A 17,777-nucleotide genomic window follows, 5' to 3' on the forward strand; every position below is an offset into this window, starting at 1 on the left:
ATCGTAGGACTAACATGTTAACATGTCAATACGATCTGAAAGGCCCGCGACATGCTCTCGTCCGACGAATTCAAGCGCTGCATGGGCAGCTTTCCCACCGGAGTCGCGGTGGTCACGGCCACCGCGGCGGACGGCACGCCCGTGGGCGTGACGGTCAGTTCCCTGACCTCCGTCTCCCTGACTCCGCCCCTGATCCTGTTCTGCCTGGACAAGCACGCGCTGTCGCGCCGGGTCTTCTCGGGCAGCAAGCAATTCCGTGTCCACGTGCTGGCGCAGGAACAGGCCGGCATGGCCATGCGTTTCGCCAAGCGCGGCGTGGCCAAGTTCGCCGAGCCGGCGGCGCCGCATGCCGGCCTCGAACCGCCGCGCCTGCCGGATGCGCACGCATCCATGCTCTGCGACACGGCCTGCGAGTACGACGCCGGCGACCACGTCATCCTGGTCGGACACGTGGTGGCGGTGGAGTCCGGCGACGATGCCGATCCGTTGGTCTACTACCGTGGCCGCTTCGGCCGTTTCTCCGGCGAGGCGCCTGCTCCGCACGCCTGAACGGGGCGTCATCGGCCATGACCCGGCGGCTATAATGCCGGCCAGCCGCGTCACAGGAAGGCGCCGCACTGCTCCGGAGCCCGCAGTGCCGGGCCTACCCACGAATACGAGATACGCATGGAATCAAGGGGCAAGCAGCCGCTCGCGAACCAGGCCTACGACCACCTGAAAGCCCAGATGCTCAATGGCGAGCTGCCGGCGGGCGCGTTGATCGACATCGACGCCGTCCTGGCCGCCATAGGCAGCAGCCGCTTCCCCGTCATGGAAGCGCTCAAGCGCCTGGAAATCGAGAAGTTCGTCGAGATCACGCCCCAGGTGGGCTGCCGCGTCTCCACGCCATCGCTGTCCGACGTCACCGACTTCCTGGGCCTGTTCGCGGTGATCGAGGGCTATTTCGCCCGGCTAGCGGCACAGCGCGCCCTGCCCGAGGAAATCGACGAACTGCAGTCGATCAACGACCGGATGAGGAAAGCCTTCAACCGGGCCTCGTCCGCATCGGGAAGGGACGAGGCCTATCGGCTCGGCAACCGCAAATTCCACCTGATGCTGCACACCATCGCGCGCGCGACCAACCTGAACGAACTGGCTTTTTCGTTGTGGGACCGGGGCGAATTCCTGATCAGCGCCGGCGTCGGCACGGTCCGCTTCGGCGAACGGGTGGAAGCCGCGCTGGACGAGCACGACGAGATCATCGAAGCGCTGACGCGGCGGGACGGCGTGACCGCGGGGCGGCTGGCCGAAGCGCATCTGCTCGCCTTCGTCGCGGAAATCCAGGCCCACGCCAGCAAGACGGCGCTTGCCGCGCAAGCCGAGCCGTCGGACCGGGGCTAAGGCCCTCAGCCCGCTAGTTCGTCGGCGATCCGGCCTGCGGCCTGCCTGACCAGTTGCACCACGCGCGGCACGTCCACCACGTCGATGCGCGGCATGTCTATCACCACCGACAAGGCCCCCCAGACAGCGCCGTCGGCCTTGGGTATGGGCGCCGCGATGGCTGCCAGCTGCGGCTCGAGTTCGCCGCGGGACACGTAATGGCCGGCCCGGCGGATCGCGGCGTAGTACTTCCGGAAAGCCGGCCACTCGGAGGGCAGGCCGGCCCGGGCGATGTCGGCGGGGTGCGCATCGAACAGCTTGCGCAGTTGCGCGGGCGCGAACGAAGCCAGGATGACCTTGGGCGCGCCGCCGCTGAACAGCGGGCGGGGGCGCCCCCGCCCATAGGACAGCGTCGCGGGCGCCTTGCCCAGTTCGCGGTGCGTGTCCAGGATCTGCGAACCGAACCAGGCCGAGGTCACGCAATCGAAACCGGTTTTCTCCACCAGTTCGGCCATGTGGGGAATCGCCACCTGCAACAACGGATCGGCCCGCCGGATGTAGTAGTCCAGCACCACGATGCGCGGGCCCAGCGCATAGCGCGAGTCGCCGGCGCGCTGGAGCAGCCCCGCATCGCCCAGCGTCTTCACGTAGCGATAGCCGGTGGGCAGGGACACGTCCAGCAGCGACGCGATCTCTTCGGCGGTGCGGGTCAGGTGCTCGTCGTCGAACAGGTCCAGCACCCGCAGCATGCGTTCCAGGCTGGTGGCGGATTTTTCTTCCATGCGGTCATCGGGACAGAGCCACCTCGGCCGCGGGCAGGCGGGCCGTGATGCGCTCGAGTTCGTCGGAGGTGCGCGCCACGCCCATCAGGTAGCGGTCGGGACGCAGCACGACGGCCCGCGCGCCGTGCGCGTCGAGCCAGGCCGCTAGTGTACGGCCCGGACGGTCGAGCACCACCGCGTCCATCGCCCGCCAGCGCTCGCGCGTGGCGTCTCCCACCGCGGCCACCACGCTGGGCGCGCCGATGATCGCCATGCGGTTGCCCAGCGCCTCGTCCAGCAGCCGGCCGTCGTCCAGGCGCGGCTGCGGAAAGGGCAGCCCCGCGGGCGCGGGCGCGTCGCCCTGGAGTCCCGGCCCCAGGGCGGGCGAGGGGAATTCGAAGATCTCCGGCTCGCCGGCCGAGAAGCGCCGGTCGCGTTCGCGGGCCGCGTCCGGATCGGTGGCCTGGATGATGCCGCCCAGGCGCACGGCCAGCTCCACGAAGGCCCGGACATGCGGCGCGCGCTCGGACTCGTAGGAATCCAGCAGCGCATCGCCGGCCCGCCCGCGTAATACCGCCTCGAGCTTCCACGCCAGGTTGGCGGCATCGCGCATGCCGGCGCACATGCCCTGCCCCAGGAAGGGCGGCGTCTGGTGCGCCGAGTCGCCGGCCAGCAGCATGCGGCCCTTGCGCCAGCCATGCGCCAGCACGGAGTGGAAGGTGTAGACCACGGCGCGCTCGAGGTCGGCCTGCTCCGGGGTGACCCAGCGGCGAACGAGCGCCCACAGCGTATCGGGCCGGACCAGCGCGGCGGTATCGTCCCCCGGCATGACCATGATCTCCCAGCGTCGCCGGCGGCCGACCACGTTGCAATAGGTCATGGGCCGCGCCGGATCGCAATACTGCACGGTGTGCGCGGGCAGGGACGGCCCATCGTCCTTCAGGATCGCGTCGAAGACCAGCCACGGCTGGTGCAGGCCCAGATCCTCCATCCTGCTGTCCATGGTCTTGCGCACCAGCGACCGGGCTCCGTCGCAGCCGACGACATAGCGGGCGCGCGCGGTGCCGCCGTCCGCCAGGTCCAGTTCGACCCAATCGCCGCGTTCGCGCAAGGCCGTCACTTCGCAGCCCAGCCGGACCGCCACCCCCGCATGGCGGGCAACGCCCTCGCGCAGCACACGCTCCAGTTCGGGCTGGTGGAAATAGTAATTGTTGGCACACCCGTGCGGCCCGTCGTCGGCCGTGCCGCCCCGGATCAGCAGGGTCCGGCCTTCGGCGTTGACGAAATGCATGCCCTGGTTGCCCGGCCGCGACACCGCCAGCGCCGCCTCCCGCAGGCCCGCGCTCTGGAAGATGCGCATGACCTCGCCATCGAAATGGATGGCGCGCGGCAAGGGATAGACCTGGCGCTCCTTGTCCAGCACCAGCACCGACAACCCCGCCTGCCCCAGCAGGTTGGCCAGCAGGGCCCCCACCGGCCCGTAGCCGACGATCGCCACGTCGGCCGTCATCGATGGACGTTCACGCATGCTGGTCGGCTTCCATGCGCCGTGCGACCTCGGCCTGCCATTGGGCGCGAGGCTGGAAACGCGGATAGCGGCGGGCGATGGCCTGCGCCTTGCGCAGGATCTCCTCGTCGCTGTCGCGGAAATCGACCGGTTCGCGCAGTGGCTGCTCGCAATACCAGTCGGTGTCCATGAACAGTTTCAGCCGATTGCCTTCCGGATCGCGGCAATAGATGGAGACCGCGTTGCCGTGGGTCACGGGCTGGATGTCGTCCACACCGGCCTCGACCAGCCGCTCATGGAAGCGCCGCAGCGTGGGCAGGTCGGGAACGCGGAACGAGATCTGGTTCACGACGCTGAACCGCAGGTCTTCGGGCCGGCCCGATACCAGGACGATCTGGTGATGCTCGGCCGGATCGCGGCTCAGGAAGATGAGGCGGGTATGGCCCAGGTTGCCGCGGTCGGTCTCGGTAAAGCGCAGCACGGTCCGGTAGAACTGCGCCATCGCGTCGATATCGCGCGCATACAGCCCAAGATGGCTGAAGGCGAGCGACAGGCCGGCGTGGGGGGCGTGGGAGGGTTGCACTGCCATTACTCCTCCTTTCGTTCTCTTTAAAGGAGAATAAAAGTTGATTTTTTGGTTGTCGTGTGTTTTAAATATATACCAATTCTCTTATTTTGATAATAGACAAACAAAAATCACGGAAGTGATGAACCCAGGAGACGCCCCATGAATCCGCTGTTACGCCGCATCGGCCTGCCCGCCATCGCCCTGGCGGCCCTCGTTTCGACCGGCGCCCATGCCGAGGACTACCCCGCGCGGGCGGTCCGCATCATCGCCCCCTTCGCCGCCGGCACCGGCCCCGACGCCAATGCCCGCGAAATCGCGGCCGAACTGACCAAGGTCCTGGGACAGACTGTGTTCGTGGACAACCGCCCGGGGGCTTCCGGCATCATCGGCACCGAGGCGGCCGCGCGCGCCACGCCCGACGGCTACACCCTGTACATCGGCACCACCAGCACGCTGTCCGTGGTGCCGCACCTGTATTCCAAGCTTCCGTTCGACGCGGCCAAGGACTTCACGCCGGTCAGCCTGCTCGGCATCCTGAACACCGGCCTGATCGCCACGCCCAAGCTACCCGCCAACGACGTCCGCGCCCTGCTGGCCTTGATGAAATCCAGGCCCGATGCGGTCAACGTGGCCACCCAGGGGCCGGGCAGCTACTCCCACCTGTCGGGCGAATGGTTTGGTTTCAGCGCCGACACCAAGCTGAATTTCGTGCCCTACAACAGCAACAGCCCCTATGCGGACCTGCTGGCGGGCCAGGTGCAATTGATGTTCGACGGGCTTCCGGCGGCGGCGGGCAACATCCGCGCGGGCAAGCTCAAGCTGCTGGCGATCACGGGCAAGCAGCGGCACCCCACCTTCCCCGACGTGCCGACTTTCGCCGAGTCGGGCATCGCCGACTTCGAACCCATCGCCTGGCAGGGGCTGCTGGCGCCGGCCGGCACCCCCAAGGCCATCGTCGACAAGCTGAGCGAGGCCATGCGCAAGGCCGCGCAGTCGCCGGAGCTGGCCGAGAAATGGCGCTCGTATGGCGGAGAACTGAAAGGGAACACGCCGGCGGAATTCGCGGCGTTCATCGCGGCCGACCGCGCCAAGTGGGGCGAGGTCGTGCGCAAGGCCAAGGTCAGGCTGGATTGAGCCGGAAGGCGACCGGGTCGCGGATGGTCCGGTCCTTCTCGTCCTGAAGTTGCATGAAATCAATAAACTCTGCCAATGTCGAAGACGACGCCGCTTTACCAAATCCTCTGGCGCCCCATGGCCGAGGCAGACCTCGAAAGCATCATCGACTACATTGCCCAGGACAGTCCGGCCGAAGCGTTGGCGTTCGGCCGGGAACTACGCGATAAGACCAAGGCTCGCATCGTGGAAATCCTGAGGCTCAAGCATACGGCGCAGATGTTCCCCTGACCTTGTCCAGCCCGACGGCCTGACCGCTACTGCCCCTTCAACCCCAGCTTCCTGATCAACGGCGCCCAGCGCTTGAGCTCGTCGTCCATGTAGCGGCGGAACGCCTGCGGCGTCGTGGCGGCGGGTTCCATGTACTGCGTCTCGAGCTTCTTGCCGACCTCGGGGTCCTTCAGCGCGGTGATCAGCGCATCCGACAGCTTCTTCTGGATGTCGGCCGGCACCTTGGACGAGATGACGAAGCCTATCCAGGCCGAGCCCTCGATGCCGGGCACGCCGGCTTCGCCCAGGGTCGGGATGTCGGGCAGCAGGGCCGAGCGCTTGGACGAGGTCACGGCCAGGGCCTTGAGCCGGCCGTCCTTCACCATGGGCATGACGGCGATGGGCGGCAGCGCGGCGAACTGGGTGTCGCCGGACAGCAGGGAGGTCAGCGCGGCCGGAGACGACGGATAGGGCGCATGCACCGCCTTGGCGCCGATCTGCTGCAGCATCAGTTCCACCGACAGGTGCGAGACCGTGCCGGCGCCGGTGGACGGGAAGTTGTACTTGTCCGGGTTCTTCTTCAGCGTGTCCAGCAGTTGCGCCACGTTGGCGATGCCCGACGAGGCCGGCACCACCAGCACGTTGGGCTGGTGCACCGCCAGCGTCAGCGGCGCGATGTCCTTGGCCGGATCGTAGGGCAGCGAGTCGAACAGCACGGTGTTGTTGACCAGGGGCCCGGTGATGGACACGCCGAAGGTGTAGCCGTCAGGCTGCGCCTTGGCGATGGCGTTGGTGCCGATGTTGCCGCTGGCGCCGGGACGGTTCTCGACCACCACGGTCTGCCCCAGGAGGCCGCCCAGGCGATCGCCCACCACGCGCGCGACCTGGTCGGGGCTGGATCCGGGCCCGAACGGCACGATCAGTTTCAGCGGCCGGGCCGGCCAGGCCTGCGCCTGGGCCGCCAGCGGCAGCGCACAGGCCACCAGCGCGGCCATCATTCCCCGGGCCGCCGCGCGTTTCCATTGCTTATGCATTTCCGTCCTCCGTGCTGGTCATCCTGTCGTGATACTTCTGCTCGACGGCGATGAATGCGGCCACCAGTGCACGGTAGCCGGCATCCACCACGTCCTCCAGGCCTTCGAATCCCCGGTTGTGGCGGGTGGCCAGCGCGCGCACCTTGGCGAACACCTCGGCCTGGCGCGCCGGCGCGCTGACCTGGAAGGCGTCCTTCTTGAAACGCGCGGCATCCTTCACGTACATGGCGCGCTGCGCCAGCAGCGCCACGATCTGGTCGTCCAGCCGGTCGATGTTGGCGCGGACCTCGGCCAGCGTCGCGCACAGCGGCCGGTATGCCGGATCGGTGTAGGCCCGCAGCGGACGGCCTGTCTGGTCAGGCTCCTGCATGTGCATGTCTCCTTGTCGCAAATACGGCATCGGACTAGTTCAACTGCAGCCAGATGCGCCCGCCCTCGACCTTGAGGGGGTAGGTCTTGATGTCTTCGGTCAGCGGCGCGCACATCGCCTTGCCACTGCGCACGTCGAAGCGGCCCTGGTGCAGCGGGCATTCGATCTCCGCCCCTTCCAGGAAGCCATCGCACAGGCGTGCGTGGCCGTGCGTACAGATGTTGTCGGTAGCGTAGAACTCTCCTTCCACGCTGTACAGCGCCAGGTCCTTGCCCGCCGCCTGCACGCCGATCACGTCGTCCTCCGGCACGTCATCCGTCGCCGCCACATCGGTCCAGTCAGCCATGGTCACCTCAAATCGGATAAATCAGGGAATTGGGAATCATCTCGGTATCGAACACGCACACGCGCGACGCGAACTTCAGCCCCTCGGGGGTGCGCCGGATGCGGTCGATGTAGCGGCCGACGTTGAATACCGTGGATTCGCCGGTCAGCTTGGTGCGGAACACGGCGTAGTTGGCCTCCACCTGCAGCTCGCCGCCCTCGTCCTTCAGGATGCGCGGCAGGCCGCACACGTGCCGCTGGTAGTAGGGATCGTGGAACAGGGTCTCGCTGATGCCGTACACGCGGTCCTTCAGCATGCCCTTGCTGATCAGGTAGAGCGTGGCCAGCGGCAGCCCGCGGTCGAAATTCTCGCGCGGCTGGATCTTGTATTCGCACTCGTCCAGAAAGAAATCGGGCCACGCCTCCCATTGCCGGCTGTCCACGACCGCCGCGTAGTCGGCATGCAGGCGGGCCACTTCCAGGTAGATCTGCACATCGTTCATGTTCGTTTCTCCAGGCCCTCAGACGTCCATCACTTTTCGCCAGTACTCGTACATGCCGCGGATCAGCGTCTCGGTCACCATGTGGTCCGTGTTCTCGACGCCCGTTCCGCCCAGCTCCGCCAGGGCACGGTGATAGGGCTTCTGCTCGAAGCCGCTCTGCGAAAACTCGATGACCTCGCCGTCGTCGGCCGACACGAATCCCGCCGGGCCGAACAGGTTGGCCTGGATCAGGCGGCGCTGGATCATCTCCGGCGTATCGTCCTCGAAGGCGAAATGCGTCCAGACGAAGTCGAACGAGCCATGCCCGTTCGGCTGGATGTGCCGCGTGGACACGCTGTTGACCTGCTGCTGGAAGATCACGCTGGGGAAGATCGTCATCATCACGGCGGTAGGTTCGCCCCACCATGGCTCGTGGACGATGTCGAGCAGGCGCTTGTCGTTGATCTCCATCGTTTCCTTGAAACTGGTCACGCCGGCGGTGACCTCGGACTTCACGCCCGCCGAACCGCGCGTGGAGATCATGGCGGCGTGGCGGAACCGGTCGTCCATCTTCAGCTCGGACTTGTTGTCCGCGCGCCAAAGGCCGTAGGTGATGAACCAGGTGTGCAACAGGCCCGGATGGTACGGGTCCTTGATGTTCTCCTGCATCAGCTTCCAGTTGCCCGGAATGCGCTGGCGGTTGTAGCCCAGCAGCTTGAGCTTGCGGCCGTTGAACAGGCGGTCGAAATAGCCCAGGATGACCGGGCCCAGGAACTCCTCCAGCGACGGCACGCCGTGGTCGAACGAAGCGAACACGACACCGCCCCGGGTGGCGACCTTGAGCTTGTTCAGGTTGTTGTCGGCGGTCTTGAAGTCGGCCGGCATGCCGCCGTTGACCTTGCCGCCCTGCTTGACGCCGCGCCGGAACGGCACGCCCTGCAGGTCGCCCTTGAGCGTGTAGTTCCACTGGTGGTAGGGACAGACGAGTTCCTTGCGATTGCCGCTGCGCTCGCGGCAGAACTGCATGCCCCGGTGCGCGCAGACGTTCTCGATCACATGGATGGTCTCGTCCTCGGCGCGGGTCATGATGACCGAGCGCTCACCCACCACGGTGCGCTTGAAGTCGCCCGGGTTCGGAATCTCGGCCTCCAGGCCGATGTAGTTCCAGTGGCCCGAGTAGAAGAAGCGCTCGAGCTCCTTTTTGTAGAGCGACTCGTCGGTATAGGCCCAGAACGGGATGCGGCTGGAACCGCTGTCCTTCCATTCGAGTTCGCGCGGGAAAACGGTGGTTTCACCCATGCTTGCCTCCTTGTCGTGATGGTTGGGATCGCGCGCGGGCGCGGTCAATCGCTGCTTGCGTAGAAAGCGTCGGCGTAGACGTGGTCGGCGGACAGGCCCTTGCGCGCCAGCACCAGGGTGGCGGCATCGACCATGGGCGGCGCCCCGCACAGGTAGGCACGCCAGCCGGCCAGGCCGGCCCAGTCGGCGTCGACCGCGTCGGTCACCAGGCCGCTGCGGTGTCCCGGCAGTTCAGCCCCCGCCGCCACGACGACGTGCACGTGCAGATTGTCATGCCGGGCCGCCAGCTCGTCGAGCCAGGATTTGCCGTAGACGTCCTGTTCGGAACGCACGCCGAAGTACAGGTGGATGTCGTTGCGCATGCCCGCCTCGAGCGCGCCGCGCACGATGGACAGCACGGGCGCCAGTCCGGTCCCGCCGGCCACGCACAGCATCGGGCCGGCGTGCTTGCGGCGCAGGTAGGCCGTGCCCAGCGGGCCGCTGACGCGCACCTGGTCGCCTACTTTCAACTGGGTGTCGATGTAGCCCGAGACGCGCCCTTCGGGCACCACGCGCACGTGGAACTCCAGTTCGTTGCCGCTCAGGCAGGCCATCGAATACGGCCGGATGTGCTCGGGGGTGAATTGCAGCGTCGCGTACTGGCCGGGCGAGAACTCCAGCGTCTTGGCCGATCGCAGGACCACGCGGCGGATGTCGTGGGTGACGGCCTCGATGCTGGCCACGGAAGCCTTGAGCACCTTGGCCGGATGCACCACCAGTTCGTCGACCTCGGGGATCTCGATGGTGCAGTTGTCCGTCAGCACGCTCATGCAGGCCAACACGTAGCGGCCGTCGTGCGGATTGGTCAGCTTGGCCTCGCGGCCCGATTCCAGCACGCCACCGTCCAGCACCTTGCATCGACAGGTGCCGCAACGGCCGGCCATGCAGCTGTAGGACACGGGGACGTCATTGCTGCGCAGCGTCTGCAGCAGGTTCGCGCCTGGCTCCACCGCCAGCGAGCGGCCCATGGGCTGAACGACCAATTCCATGTGTGTCTCGCGTCTTGGAGTAGTTGTGTTCGTCGACGAAAGTATAGGAAGGGGTCGAATATTTATATATAGAATATCGTGAATAGACTCAATCACCAGTGTGAATGGTTGGCCTCATGGAACTGAAAGACATCGACCTCAATCTGCTGGTCGTCTTCAACCAGATGCTGATGGAACGCAAGGTATCGGGCGCGGCCGAGAAGCTCGGACTGACGCAGCCGGCGGTCAGCAATGCGCTCAACCGGCTGCGCAAGCTGCTGGGCGACGACCTGTTCCTGCGCACCACCCGCGGGATGGAACCCACGCCCTACGCACGGCAACTGGCCGAACCCATCGCCTATGCGCTGGGCACCATCCAGGACACGCTGAACTTCCGCAGCAGCTTCGATCCGGCCAGCAGCAACCGCACCTTCACGGTCGGCATGACGGACATCGGCGAGATCTATTTCCTGCCCAGGCTGATGGAGGCCACGGCCCGGATCGCGCCGGGCGTGTCGATCAACACGGTGCGCAACACGGCGGTCAACCTCAGGGACGAAATGGAGGCCGGCCACGTGGACCTGGCCATCGGGCTGCTGCCGCAGCTCAATGCCGGCTTCTTCCAGCGCCGGCTGTTCACGCAGAAATACGTCTGCATGTTCCGGCGCGGACACGCGCTGGACGGCCGCAAGCTGACGCTGGATGCGTTCCGCAAGGCCGATCACGTGGTGGCGGTGTCGGCCGGCACCGGACACGGCATCGTCGATGAATTCATGCAGAAGAAGGGCGTACAGCGCAAGGTGCGCCTGACCGTGCCGCACTTCGTGGCGATCGGCCACATCCTGCGGTCGACCGACATGATCGCCACCGTGCCCGAGCGCTACGCGGCCGAATGCCTGGAACCGTTCAACCTGGCCGCGGTGAACCATCCGGTGGCGCTGCCGCGGATAGGCATCAACCTGTTCTGGCACGCGAAGTTCCACCGCGAACCGTCCAACCAGTGGCTGCGCGGCCTCATCTTCGACGAGTTCTCTGACAAATAGCGGCGCGGCCCGCTATTCGCGCATGCCGCCGAACTTCACCAGTTGGGCATACTTGGCGCTTTCGTCGGCCAGCAGCCGCGACAGATCTTCCCGGCCCGTGGCGACCTCCATGCCTGCCCCCTCCAGGGTCGCGCGCACCGCGGGATCCTGCAGCGTCTGCCGCAGGGCGTCGGCCAGCCGCGTCCGCAGGGGATCCGGCAGGCCGCGCGGCGCCATGAGCGCGAACCAGCCGGACAATTCGTAGTTCTTCAACGCCGGCAGCTCGTTCATCGCGGGCACGTCGGGCAGCGAGGGGATGCGCTTGGCCCCCGTCACCGCCAGCGGTGTGATGCGGCCCGCCTTGATGAAAGGAACGGCCGCCGTCGGCGACAGGACCGCGAGGTCCAGCGTTCCGCCGGCCAGGTCGCTGGTCAGCGGCGCCACGCCGCGATAGGGAATGTGCGTCATCACCAGGCCTGCCTGCTGCTTGAACAGCTCGCCGGCGAAATGCAGCGTGGAGCCGACGCCCGAACTGCCGTAGCTGAACTTGCCGGGATGCTTGCGTGCCTCATCCACCAGTTCGGCCAGCGACCTGACCCCGGTCTTGGGGCCGGCGGCCAGGATGACGGGTGCCCAGGCCACCATGCCGATGGGCGTCAGGTCCTTGCGGGCGTCGTAGCGCTGCGCCGGGTTGATCTGCTGCGTGGCGACCAGCTCGTTGCTGGAGCCGGCCAGCAGCGTGTAGCCATCCGGCGCGCTGTTGACTACCCGCTGCGCACCGATGGCGCCCGCGGCACCGCCCAGGTTCTCGATCACCGCCACGCCATTGAGCCGGCGCGCCATGGCCTCCCCCACCACGCGCCCCATCTGGTCCACGGAGCCTCCCGCCGGATAGCCGACGACGAACTTGATGGGCTTGGCGGGGTAGTCGCCCTGGGCGGCGGCGATGGCGGGCACGGCACAAGCCAGCCCGATGGCGGCGGCCAGGACACGCCGGCGAAGAAGAACAGCTTTCATGAGGAACTCCGTACGATGGAGGAAAGGGTTCAGCGATCCGGCGCGGCCAGGAACCGCTCGGCCAGCCTGACCCAGTAGGAGGCCGCCAGCGGCAGGATGCGATCGTTGAAATCGTAGCCGGGGTTGTGCACCATGCAGCCCCCCGTGCCATGCGTGTCGCCCACGCCATTGCCCACGATCAGGTAGCTGCCCGGGCAACGTTCGAGCATGAACGAGAAATCCTCGCTCCCGGTCAGGGGCTGCAGGCCCGCGATCAGGCCGTCCTCGCCCAGCCAATCCAGCGCGACCTGCCGCGCGAAGTCGGTGCACGCGCCATCGTTGACCAGCGCGGGATAGCGCCAGTGGTAGTCGACGTCGGCTTCCACGCCCAGGGTGGCCGCCTGCGCCCGGACGAGCTCGGTGATGCGATCGCGCAGCATCGCCCGGACCTCGGGACGATAGGCGCGTACCGACAGCTTCAGTTCCACGCTGTCGGGAATGACGTTGGGCGCGTCGCCGGCATGGATGGCGCCAACGGAAACGACCGCCATATCGCGCGGATCCACATTGCGCGAGACGATGGTCTGCAAGGCCAGCACGATGTGCGCGGCCGCCACCACCGGATCGCTGGCCAGGTGCGGCGAGGAGCCGTGGCCGCCGCGTCCCCTGACGGTGAGGATGACGGTGTCCGACGAGGCCATGAACGAGCCGCTCATGAACCCGAACTTGCCCGCCGGATACCCCGGCATGTTGTGCAGCGCGAACACGGCATCGCAGGGAAACCGCTCGAACAGGCCATCTTCCACCATCTTGCGGCCACCGCCCAGCCCTTCCTCGGCCGGCTGGAAGATCACGTGCAGGGTGCCGTCGAAGCCGCGCGTCTCGGCCAGATGGCGCGCCGCGGCCAGCAGGATCGCGGTATGGCCGTCGTGGCCGCAGGCGTGCATCTTGCCTGGCCGCGTGCTGGCATAGGGCAGGCCGGTCCTTTCATGGATGGGCAGCGCGTCCATGTCGGCCCGCAGCCCCAGCCGGCGCCCGCCCCTGCCCGACGCCAGCGTGCCGACGACCCCGGTGCCGCCCAGTCCCCGGTCCACCTCGTAGCCCCATGCGGCCAGCCGCTCCGCCACCAGGTCGCTGGTGCCGAACTCTTCGAACGCAAGCTCGGGATGAGCATGGATGTGGCGGCGCAAGGCAACCATTTCCGGTTCGATGGCGCGTATGCCGGGCAAGACGGCGGATTCTGGAAAAGTGCTCATGGGGCTCCTGGCGGCAGGCGCTGCGGAAGTCGCGCCATGGAAGCAGTCTAGGCCGCCCCGTTGCGCCGCAGAAGACCACTGCCTGTTGTCCCGACAAGCATTACTATTCCCCCACCGTCCGCCCGCCTTCGCACGCCATGCTGCCCCTGAAGCTGCACCAGATCCGCTATCTCGTCGCCATCGCCCAGCAAGGCAGCATCCGCTCGGCGGCGCGCGAACTGGGCGTGACCCAGGCCGCGGTCACCCAGGCCGCGCGCGAACTCGAAACCCAGTGCGAACTCCCGCTGTTCATCCGGCACAGCAGCGGCATAGGCCTGACGCCGGCGGGCCGCTCGCTGCTCCAGCACGCGCAGATCATCGTGGAACAGCTTGCCAGCGCCGACGCCGAAATGATCCGCTACCGTAACGCCGAGGCGGCCGTGCGCCTGTCCGTCGGCGTCACGCCCTGGGTGGCGCAAAGCCTGCTGCCGGCCATCATCCAGACCTTCCACCGCGAACTTCCGAACGTGCAGCTGGAGCTGTTCGAGGGCCTGTCGGCGGTCGCCGTGCCCAAGCTGCGCGAGGGGGCCCTGGATCTGCTCATCGGACGCACCTCGGGCCTGCCCCGCCATACCGACCTGCAGACCACGCCCGTGTTTTCCTACGAGGCCACCGTGGCCGCACGCGCCGGCCATCCCCGCGCACGCGCGCGCAGCCTGGGCCAGCTGCTCGAGTGCGACTGGCTGCTGAACTACGCCCCGCAGGAAGAAACCCTGTTGCTGAATCACCTGTTCGTGCAGCACGGCTACGCGGTCCCGGCGCGCCGCATCCATCTGGCGCATTCGGCCTCGCTGGTGCTCGAACTCGTCAGCCGCACCGACATGCTGACCTTCTGCCCCTGGCCCCTGCTGGAGTCGGGCGGTGGCCACGGGGTGCTGGTTCCCTTCCACCTGAAGGAGGCGTTCGCGCCGCACGAGGTCGGCATCGTGCGCCGGCGCCACGACACCTTGTCGTGGGCGGCGCAGCGCTTCCTGGACTACTTCTTCGACCAGGTACGCGCCGGCATGGGCTCCCGCGATCCGGCGCTGCGGCGCGTGTTCAAGTCGGTGGACGTGCTTCTTTGACGGCGTCTATTTCCGCGCCGCCTCGGCCTTGGCGGCGGACGATGCGTCCTGCCCCGGCTTGTCGTCCTTGTCCGAGCCGTTGAACATCATCAGGAGCTTGACCAGGATGTATATGACGGCCACCGTTGCCGCGATGATGCCGACGAAAACCAGAAATGTCGCCATGGCGAGTCCTCCTATCAAGAGCTTCCAGTCTAGTGTCGGCACTCCCTCCGCGACCGCCGCGACGGTTACTATCCGGAAAGGCGCCATCCGGCGCTTGCGCCCGTCATGCATGCGATCCAGGCCCAAAAGTCCATTACGAAGTCGTAATGCGAGGCGCGCGCGAGCGGCGTACGCGTCCGCTCGACCCTGAAGGCCGCTGGCAACACGAGGACACGAACATGTCCGATGCACCGCCTCGCATCGCCGTCCTGGGCAGCTTCATGCAGGCCTGCTGCTGGGGGATGGACCGGCTGCCCCGGCTGGGCGAAACCCTGCGGGCGCGGACCTTCGTCGCCGAACCGGCGGGCAAGGGCCTGAGCGTGGCGGTGGGATGCCACCGCCTGGGCGCCCGCGTCGACCTGATGATGGCCATCGGCAACGATGCGCCGGCGGACCGGGTGCTGGCATGGCTGCATGACGAAGGACTCGACACCCGGCGGGTCCTGCGCTGCGACCTGCCTTCGGGGCACGGCGCCGGGTTCGTCGACGCCAGCGGCGACAACCAGATCGTCGTGCACCCCGGCGCCAACGAAGCCCTGGGGCCGGACCAGGTCGCCGCCGCGGCAAGCGACATCGCCTCGGCGGAATTGCTCTACGCCCAGCTCGAGGTTCCGCTCGACGCGGTGCGAGCCGCGCTGGCGCTCGCACGCGCGCACGGCGTCCTGGCCGTGCTGAATCCATCGCCCTGGCAAGCGCTGCCAGACGAGGTCCTGGCCGGTACCGACGTGCTGGTCGTCAACGCCGGCGAGGCGCAAGCCCTGCTGGAATGCCCGCTGCCCGGCGACCGGGACGAACGGCTGCGCCGGGTGGCCGCGGCCCTGCCCGCGCTATGGCGGCGCTGGCAGGGAAGCTGGCTGGTCGTCACCCTGGGCGACCAGGGCAGCGCGGCATGGCACCGCGACGGCACCCACCATGCGGCCGCCCCCATTCCTACGCGCGCGGTCAAGACCATAGGCGCGGGCGACGCTTTCAGCGCCGGCCTGTGCTGGGCGCTGGCCGGCGGGCAAGGCATGGCGGACGCGCTGGAGACCGCCGGCGCATGCGGCGCCTGGTCGGTCGCACACGCCGGCATCCTGGCCTCGCTGCCCGACCGCGCCGGACTCCAGGCCATGCTCAGGACCTCAGCTTGAGGCGATAGACGTAGGCATCGCCGCGAAACGTGCCTTCCACGTATTCGACCAGCGTGTCCTGGACCGAATGGGATCGCCGCTTCAGCAGCAGACAGGGGCCGGGCTGGGGGAAGCCGAAGACCTCTCCTTCCTCCGGCGAGCTGAGCACGGCCTCGACGGACTGGTCGGCCCAGGCCAGTTCAATGCCGCAATGTTCGCGCAGGTACGCATAGGCCGACCCTTGGCCGTCCCACGCAGCCAGCGCCGGCGCGACGGCCAGGTCGTACCATGCGACCTCGCGGGACATGGGCGCGTCGTCGGCCAGGCGCACCCGCACCAACTTCAGGAACTCGGCATTCGACGGCCGCCCGAAGACCGACGCCACCATCCGGTCCTGGACCACGGCACGCTCGAGCACGCGGGTCGAAGGCTCCAGGCCGAGCTCCCGCATTTCCTCGGTGAAGCCCTTGAGCCGCTGCATGGCCGGCGATACGCGGGGGGCGGCCTTGACCACGGTGCCGCCGCGGCCCTTGGAACTGGTCACCGCCTGGACGTCCCGCAAGGCGTCGTAGCAGCGCTTGATGGTCGTGCGGCTGAGGTTCAGCGCCTGCGCCAGCACGCGCTCGGACGGCAATCCATGGCCGGGACGCAGCTCACCGCCATCGATCAGCGCCTGGATCTGGCGCTGCAACTGGATGTAGTACGGCGTGGTGACGGTGTCGTGCAGGCGCAGCCGCGAAAGCAGCAACTCCAATACCGGATCGGCCGGGGCGGGCGCTTGCAGGGGCATGGGCGGGAGGTGGATGCTGAAGGGAATATTGTGACGCGCCTTGCAATGGACACAAAAAAAGAATCCAATTACAGGAAAACAAGATACCAAAAATAAATCCATAAGCACAGGTCGATTCATCGGGAAGCACCCATGCCTGTTTCCGGCCGTCCGTCGCGGCGTCTCCGCCGGCCCTTGCTGCCCGCCCTGCTGTGCCTGGCGGCGGCGGGCCTGGCGATGGCCGCATCCACCGTACACGGCCAGCCGCTCAGGCTGGGCGTGCTGCCGGTCGAAGGCCCGCTGGAAACCCGCAACGACTGGGCTCCCCTGGTCTCGGACCTGTCCCGGGTATTGGGCCAGCCGGCCCGGCTGCTCGCGCCGACGTCCTACGACGCCATGGCGGCGGCCCTGCGGCGGGGCGAGATCGACGTGGCAGTGCTCTCAGGCCAGTTGGCCATCGACGCCGTGACCCGCGACGGCATGACGGTGATCGCTCGCGGGCTGCCCGCCGACTCCGACCGCCACCGCACGCTCCTCATCGCCCGGCGTGGCGCCGCGCCGGCCACGCTGGACCAGATGCTGGCCCTGCCGGCCAAATGGCGCCTGGCAAGAGGCGAGGTACGCTCGTTCTCGGGTTATCTGATGCCGCAGCTCCAGTTGTTCCTGCCGCGCGGCCTGCGCATGGAGGCCTTCTTCGCGACCGAAGCCCAGGGCAGCCACCAGACCAACGCACTGGCGGTCGCCAACGGCGAGGCCGACGTGGGCCTGACCACCGGCTCCGACCTGGCTCGCTTCAAGGAACGCTTCCCCATGGAATACGGCCGGCTCGCCGTGCTGTGGCGGTCGGACCCGCTGCCCGCGCCGCTGGTCGTGGCCCGGCGCGCGCTGCCCGAGTCCGTGCGGGCGCGCCTGGCCGCCCACCTGGCCTCGCTGGGGCAGGCGCGCCCGGGCCAGGAACAACTGGCCAGGCACGACCTGGCCGGATTCGAGGCCGCCGGCGACGCCGCGCTGCTGGACAACGCCTATCTCGTTTACCGCTTCGACCGGCAAAGCGCGCTGCAGGGCAACTGGACCGACGAATCGTCGCGACGGGCGCGGCTGATGCGCATCGAACAGGAGTACGCTTCGCTGCGCACGGCGCTGGACCGGCCGCGGCGCAAGGCCGTGGCCATGCCGACCGCGGACGCATCGCACTAGCCGCCTGCCCGCTGGCGCCGATTCCTA

General features: G+C 67.6%; 21 protein-coding genes. 8 read left to right on the top strand and 13 right to left on the bottom strand.

Features of this window, described 5'->3' with window-relative positions:
- The first annotated feature begins 51 nt into the window (after positions 1-51).
- Positions 52-549 (top strand): flavin reductase family protein, encoded by a 498-nt coding sequence (locus tag R4823_RS24195; protein WP_130355467.1) that lies wholly within the window; start codon positions 52-54, stop codon positions 547-549.
- Between the two features lie 117 nt (positions 550-666).
- Positions 667-1,380 (top strand): GntR family transcriptional regulator, encoded by a 714-nt coding sequence (locus R4823_RS24200; protein ID WP_130355468.1) that lies wholly within the window; start codon positions 667-669, stop codon positions 1,378-1,380.
- Positions 1,381-1,385: 5 nt separating this feature from the next.
- On the opposite strand, the gene R4823_RS24205 is transcribed toward R4823_RS24200, so the two are convergent.
- The 3 genes from R4823_RS24205 to R4823_RS24215 are packed head-to-tail and all read right to left on the bottom strand — an operon-like array spanning position 1,386 to position 4,216.
- Positions 1,386-2,141, bottom strand: a complete 756-nt coding sequence (locus tag R4823_RS24205) for an IclR family transcriptional regulator C-terminal domain-containing protein (RefSeq protein ID WP_130355469.1) — start codon at positions 2,139-2,141, stop codon at positions 1,386-1,388.
- Between the two features lie 4 nt (positions 2,142-2,145).
- Positions 2,146-3,648 carry a bifunctional 3-(3-hydroxy-phenyl)propionate/3-hydroxycinnamic acid hydroxylase gene (locus R4823_RS24210; RefSeq protein WP_132980519.1) on the bottom strand — a complete coding sequence of 501 codons (1,503 nt, stop codon included), beginning with the start codon at positions 3,646-3,648 and terminating at the stop codon, positions 2,146-2,148.
- Entirely contained in the window at positions 3,641-4,216 is a 576-nt protein-coding gene (locus tag R4823_RS24215) for a VOC family protein (RefSeq protein WP_132980518.1), read from the bottom strand. Before R4823_RS24215 ends, R4823_RS24210 begins: the two co-directional genes overlap by 8 nt.
- Positions 4,217-4,354: 138 nt before the next feature.
- Here R4823_RS24215 and R4823_RS24220 point away from each other — a divergent pair, with 138 nt between their 5' ends.
- Together R4823_RS24220 and R4823_RS24225 are read left to right on the top strand one after the other, a co-directional pair.
- Positions 4,355-5,329: a tripartite tricarboxylate transporter substrate binding protein gene (locus R4823_RS24220; RefSeq protein ID WP_132980517.1), complete on the top strand. Its 975-nt coding sequence runs from the start codon at positions 4,355-4,357 to the stop codon at positions 5,327-5,329.
- A 75-nt stretch (positions 5,330-5,404) separates the two neighbouring features.
- Positions 5,405-5,599, top strand: a complete 195-nt coding sequence (locus tag R4823_RS24225; protein WP_132980516.1) for a type II toxin-antitoxin system RelE/ParE family toxin — start codon at positions 5,405-5,407, stop codon at positions 5,597-5,599.
- A 26-nt stretch (positions 5,600-5,625) separates the two neighbouring features.
- On the opposite strand, the gene R4823_RS24230 is transcribed toward R4823_RS24225, so the two are convergent.
- The 6 genes from R4823_RS24230 to R4823_RS24255 are packed head-to-tail and all read right to left on the bottom strand — an operon-like array spanning position 5,626 to position 10,115.
- Positions 5,626-6,576 (bottom strand): tripartite tricarboxylate transporter substrate binding protein, encoded by a 951-nt coding sequence (locus R4823_RS24230; RefSeq protein WP_243724660.1) that lies wholly within the window; start codon positions 6,574-6,576, stop codon positions 5,626-5,628.
- 28 nt (positions 6,577-6,604) lie between these two features.
- On the bottom strand, positions 6,605-6,982 hold the full coding sequence (locus tag R4823_RS24235; protein WP_132980514.1) for a chorismate mutase: 378 nt from the start codon (positions 6,980-6,982) through the stop codon (positions 6,605-6,607).
- 34 nt (positions 6,983-7,016) lie between these two features.
- Entirely contained in the window at positions 7,017-7,328 is a 312-nt protein-coding gene (locus R4823_RS24240; protein WP_132980513.1) for a non-heme iron oxygenase ferredoxin subunit, read from the bottom strand.
- 7 nt (positions 7,329-7,335) lie between these two features.
- Positions 7,336-7,809 (bottom strand): aromatic-ring-hydroxylating dioxygenase subunit beta, encoded by a 474-nt coding sequence (locus R4823_RS24245; protein WP_132980512.1) that lies wholly within the window; start codon positions 7,807-7,809, stop codon positions 7,336-7,338.
- 18 nt (positions 7,810-7,827) lie between these two features.
- Entirely contained in the window at positions 7,828-9,087 is a 1,260-nt protein-coding gene (locus R4823_RS24250) for an aromatic ring-hydroxylating dioxygenase subunit alpha (RefSeq protein ID WP_132980511.1), read from the bottom strand.
- A 44-nt stretch (positions 9,088-9,131) separates the two neighbouring features.
- Entirely contained in the window at positions 9,132-10,115 is a 984-nt protein-coding gene (locus R4823_RS24255; protein ID WP_132980510.1) for a 2Fe-2S iron-sulfur cluster-binding protein, read from the bottom strand.
- Between the two features lie 116 nt (positions 10,116-10,231).
- On the opposite strand from R4823_RS24255, the gene R4823_RS24260 reads away from it, so the two are divergent.
- Entirely contained in the window at positions 10,232-11,137 is a 906-nt protein-coding gene (locus R4823_RS24260; RefSeq protein ID WP_132980509.1) for a LysR family transcriptional regulator, read from the top strand.
- Between the two features lie 12 nt (positions 11,138-11,149).
- On the opposite strand, the gene R4823_RS24265 is transcribed toward R4823_RS24260, so the two are convergent.
- Positions 11,150-12,133, bottom strand: a complete 984-nt coding sequence (locus R4823_RS24265) for a tripartite tricarboxylate transporter substrate binding protein (protein WP_132980508.1) — start codon at positions 12,131-12,133, stop codon at positions 11,150-11,152.
- A 29-nt stretch (positions 12,134-12,162) separates the two neighbouring features.
- Positions 12,163-13,368: a M20 aminoacylase family protein gene (locus R4823_RS24270; protein ID WP_132980507.1), complete on the bottom strand. Its 1,206-nt coding sequence runs from the start codon at positions 13,366-13,368 to the stop codon at positions 12,163-12,165.
- Positions 13,369-13,505: 137 nt separating this feature from the next.
- Between R4823_RS24270 and R4823_RS24275 the strand changes: the two genes are divergently transcribed.
- A complete protein-coding gene (locus R4823_RS24275) occupies positions 13,506-14,471 on the top strand; it encodes a LysR substrate-binding domain-containing protein (protein ID WP_132980506.1) in 966 nt (321 codons plus the stop codon).
- A gap of 6 nt (positions 14,472-14,477) precedes the next feature.
- On the opposite strand, the gene R4823_RS24280 is transcribed toward R4823_RS24275, so the two are convergent.
- Entirely contained in the window at positions 14,478-14,636 is a 159-nt protein-coding gene (locus R4823_RS24280; RefSeq protein WP_165963311.1) for a hypothetical protein, read from the bottom strand.
- 218 nt (positions 14,637-14,854) lie between these two features.
- On the opposite strand from R4823_RS24280, the gene R4823_RS24285 reads away from it, so the two are divergent.
- Positions 14,855-15,805 carry a PfkB family carbohydrate kinase gene (locus R4823_RS24285; RefSeq protein WP_165963310.1) on the top strand — a complete coding sequence of 317 codons (951 nt, stop codon included), beginning with the start codon at positions 14,855-14,857 and terminating at the stop codon, positions 15,803-15,805.
- On the opposite strand, the gene R4823_RS24290 is transcribed toward R4823_RS24285, so the two are convergent.
- The gene (locus R4823_RS24290) at positions 15,789-16,574 is read right to left on the bottom strand and encodes a GntR family transcriptional regulator (protein WP_132980504.1); all 786 of its coding nucleotides are present in this window, start codon (positions 16,572-16,574) and stop codon (positions 15,789-15,791) included. The genes R4823_RS24285 and R4823_RS24290 overlap by 17 nt on opposite strands.
- Positions 16,575-16,706: 132 nt before the next feature.
- Here R4823_RS24290 and R4823_RS24295 point away from each other — a divergent pair, with 132 nt between their 5' ends.
- Positions 16,707-17,750: a phosphate/phosphite/phosphonate ABC transporter substrate-binding protein gene (locus R4823_RS24295; RefSeq protein WP_132980503.1), complete on the top strand. Its 1,044-nt coding sequence runs from the start codon at positions 16,707-16,709 to the stop codon at positions 17,748-17,750.
- Positions 17,751-17,777 lie beyond the last annotated feature (27 nt).

The sequence above is a fragment of the Pigmentiphaga sp. CHJ604 genome, from assembly GCF_036972535.1.
In the GTDB taxonomy this organism is placed as follows: domain Bacteria; phylum Pseudomonadota; class Gammaproteobacteria; order Burkholderiales; family Burkholderiaceae_B; genus Pigmentiphaga; species Pigmentiphaga daeguensis.